The organism is Candidatus Frankia alpina, assembly GCF_902806485.1.
GTDB lineage: Bacteria > Actinomycetota > Actinomycetes > Frankiales > Frankiaceae > Frankia > Frankia alpina.
The window spans coordinates 1-3,280 of record NZ_CADCWT010000371.1; the positions used below are offsets into that span (position 1 = coordinate 1).

General features: G+C 72.0%; 4 protein-coding genes. 1 reads left to right on the top strand and 3 read right to left on the bottom strand.

All coding sequences use genetic code 11. The features are described 5' to 3' along the window. Positions 1–736: 736 nt before the first annotated feature. Positions 737–859 carry a hypothetical protein gene (locus G6R25_RS29190; RefSeq protein WP_268904204.1) on the bottom strand — a complete coding sequence of 41 codons (123 nt, stop codon included), beginning with the start codon at positions 857–859 and terminating at the stop codon, positions 737–739. Between the two features lie 261 nt (positions 860–1,120). Here G6R25_RS29190 and G6R25_RS22755 point away from each other — a divergent pair, with 261 nt between their 5' ends. Further along, positions 1,121–2,080: a glycoside hydrolase family 26 protein gene (locus G6R25_RS22755; protein ID WP_336502393.1), complete on the top strand. Its 960-nt coding sequence runs from the start codon at positions 1,121–1,123 to the stop codon at positions 2,078–2,080. Here the strand turns inward: G6R25_RS22755 and G6R25_RS22760 are convergent. Next, positions 2,028–2,507: an NUDIX hydrolase gene (locus tag G6R25_RS22760; protein WP_163554510.1), complete on the bottom strand. Its 480-nt coding sequence runs from the start codon at positions 2,505–2,507 to the stop codon at positions 2,028–2,030. The genes G6R25_RS22755 and G6R25_RS22760 overlap by 53 nt on opposite strands. A gap of 104 nt (positions 2,508–2,611) precedes the next feature. Then, on the bottom strand, positions 2,612–3,280 hold a 669-nt coding region (locus G6R25_RS22765; RefSeq protein WP_419469406.1), incomplete at its 5' end, for a TIGR03085 family metal-binding protein.

Sequence of the window (3,280 nt, forward strand, 5' to 3'; positions counted from 1 at the left end):
TCGTGACCGCCCTGCGGGTACCCGCCCTGCGGGTACTCGGGTGGCTGGGACATACGGTGCACTCCTGATGTCGGCGGGGCGGCCGGGCCGAAACCCCGCCGCCGCCGCGCCTGGCTGCCATGACCACCGGGGCGCCAGACCAGGTGCCGCCGACGCGCGCCGCCCATGACCCCGATCCCCGCGGAGAATCCCGTGGGTGACCGACGTGAACCACCACGGCGCCCCAGTCCGCGCGCACATTGTGGCACAACCGGGATCTCCGCCCCGCCATATGTCCGCAACACGAGGCGTGATCGGACGCAACCGCCGGGCCCCGGACCGGCGTGCGGCCGGGGGTCCCCCCGAGGCCGGCGGACACCGCAAACCCACAACTCCCACAAGGAACGCACATGGTTCAGGTGTGGCCAATCCGAACGAATCGCCCATAGCGCCCGAGCTGGAACAACGCCCCGGATTCCATCCGCGTAGTGTCCCGTTATATCTAACTAGGCAGGCAGTCGGGGCACCGAGGGGGTAACCCGACGGCCAACCCCATACATCTCAGGCCGCTGCGCGACATGGAGGTCATCAGCTTCGACACCGAAGCAGGGACCCGGGGGGGTTCTGACGACGCCACCGCCACGCACGGAGGGATATCCGCGGTGAAACCCGACCGGAGAACAACTCCAGTCCGCCCAGAGCCCGAGCCGGCTCCCGACGTCACCGCCGCCGTCCGCACCACCCTGCCTGGATCGCTTCACTCGGCGTCCTGGCCCTGCTGGCCGCCGCCCTCGGCTGGAACATCGCCCCCGAAGACGGCTCCCACGGCGATAGCGGATCCACCACCGTCGAGGCCGCCGCCGCCGCCGCCAACATCCACGCGCGCTCCCCCGGCGGCGCCCCGAAGACGACCCCACGTGTGTCGGCCGGGACGGGCCCCCCGGGCCGCGATCACACCACGGTCGCCGCGCCGTCCCTCAGCCGGCCGGCCGCGGGTGGTGCACCGACCACCGCGAAGCCGGCAGTCCCGACCGCCACCAAGCCGGCGTCGTCTCCAACCACGAAGCCAACGACGCAGCCACCGGCCCCCCAGGCTCAGATCGTGCCCGCAGGCGGTGGGGGCGGCTCCGTGCCCGGCGGCATGAGCGGCGTCTCCGCCGGCTCGATGACGCAGGTGCGAGCGTGGGAGAGCTTCCGCGGCTCGCCCGTCAACGCCGTGCTCACCTTCAGTGACCGATCAAGCTGGCAGACCATGACCAGCCCATGGGTCGGCAGCGGGCCGGAGAAGTTCTCGACGTTCAACGGTACGTGGATCATCTCGCAGCCCTTTTTCCCGACCGGCGGCGGCGACATGAACTCGTGCGCGAGCGGCGCCTACTCCAGCCACTGGGCCGACTTCGGCCGCTGGCTGGTCAACAAGGGCCGCCCGGCGAGCATCATCCGGCTCGCCTGGGAGTTCAACGGCAACTGGTTCCCCTGGTCGGTATCCAAGACGAGCGCCACCACCTGGGTGAGCTGCTTCCGGCAGGTCGTCGGCGCGATCCGCTCGACGGACCCGCAGGCCCGCATCGACTGGGCGCTCAACGCCCACAGCGGCGGTGCCTGGTCGGTGTATCCCGGCGACCAGTACCTCGACATCATCGGGGTCGACTCCTACGACCAGTGGCCCGCGAGCACCACTGACGCGGCCTTCGCCACGCAGCGCGCCGAGGCGACCGGGCTGTGCTCGGTGATCGCATTCGCGCGGCAGCACGGTAAGCAGTTCTCTGTCCCGGAATGGGGCCTGGTCGGCAAGTCCGACACGGGCGCGGGCCGGGCAGGCCGGCGGCGACAACCCCGTCTACGTCCGCAACATGTACCGGACGTTGGCCGCGAACCGGGACGTCCTCGCCTACGAGACGTACTTCAACAACTCCGAGGCCAACAACGTGCACTCGTCCCTGCTCAACCCGAACGAGAACCCGAACGGCGCCGCCGCCTACGCCTCGCTGTGGTGAACCGGGTGGCGGCCCGCCGCGGTGACCCCACAGCCGGGCGGGCGGGCGCCGTCACAGCCGGATCGGCCCCGCCGGCGGTCCCGATCGCAGCCAGCCGTCGATGAGGCCGGCCAGACGCTTCGGGTAGACGGTCTGCTCCGTCGCCCGCAGCTCGGGCACGGTCCACCAGGCCCAGCCGAGGATCGACCGGCGTTCGATGTCCGTCCAGGACGACGAGTCGACCTCGAGGCGGTTGAGCACCCGCGCGACGAAGAACGTCTCGAACTGCCAGACCGTGCAGCCCAGGTAGGTGAACGACGCCCGGCGGGTGGCGACTGCCGGGCCCGGGTCGGGGAGGCGGTAACCGACCTCCTCGAACACCTCCCGAACCGCGGCCTGCTCGGCGCTCTCCCCCTCGTCGAGGCCGCCGCCGGGCACGTGCCACCACTGCGGTGCGTTGTCGAGGGTCGGATCGTGCGACCTGAGCAGAAGCACCGCGTCGGAAGGGTCGACAAGCACGACCCGCGCGGCCAGACGGGTTTGCTGAGCCATCCCGCCAGCCTCGCAGCCCGCGCCCCCGCAGGTGTTCCCCGCCGACGCCCCGGCCCCCGATGTGGCGCGAATCGCCGCCGGATCAGGAGGCAGACCGGGGCCGGCTAGAGACCGACGGGGGCGGCGTGCAGGCGCTCGACGTAGTCGTCGGCGCCACGCACCTCGACCCGCGCGACCTCGCCCCGCCCGAACGCGTAGAGAACGAGCTCCTCCGGCAGGCCCATGATCTCCACGGCCGGCTCGCCGGCGTGCAGGGTGCGCCGGCCCGGCCGGTCGATTCGCTCGGCGACGACGCCGAGCCCCGCCCGGCGGAACCCGGCGAATCCGATCAGCCGCAGGGCCGCCCACATCGCGTCGCGGCCCGCGTCGTCCAGCTCACGCGGCTTCCAGCCGGCGTCCGCGCGGCGGATGTCCTCGGCGTGGACGAAGAACTCGACGAAGTTCGCCGCATCGTCGATCAGCCCGAGCCGGGTCGGCTGCCACCACGGCGGTCCGGCCCGGAAGGTCTCCACCAGATCGGGGTAGGTGTGGGCGCGCATCGTGGCCCGCTCGGCCCGCGCGGTGATGCCGTGCAGGCTGTTGAAGAGCAGACCGGGCGCGGCCCAGGACACCCGCTCCCGGGTGACGAGGTGCGCAACCAGATCGTGGTTGCTCCACCCGGCGCAGAGGGTGGGATGACCCGGGCCGAGGTCGGTGAGCAGATCCGCGAGCGCCTGCCGCTGCGTGCGGGCGCGGCGCTGGGCGGGTTCCGGTCCGGTCGCCATGAGCCGCAC

Bases quoted from the DNA above. Each gene is read 5' to 3' on its own strand.
- G6R25_RS22755 (WP_336502393.1), top strand. From the start codon at position 1,121: ATGAGCGGCGTCTCCGCCGGCTCGATGACGCAGGTGCGAGCGTGGGAG.
- G6R25_RS22760 (WP_163554510.1), bottom strand. From the start codon at position 2,507: ATGGCTCAGCAAACCCGTCTGGCCGCGCGGGTCGTGCTTGTCGACCCT.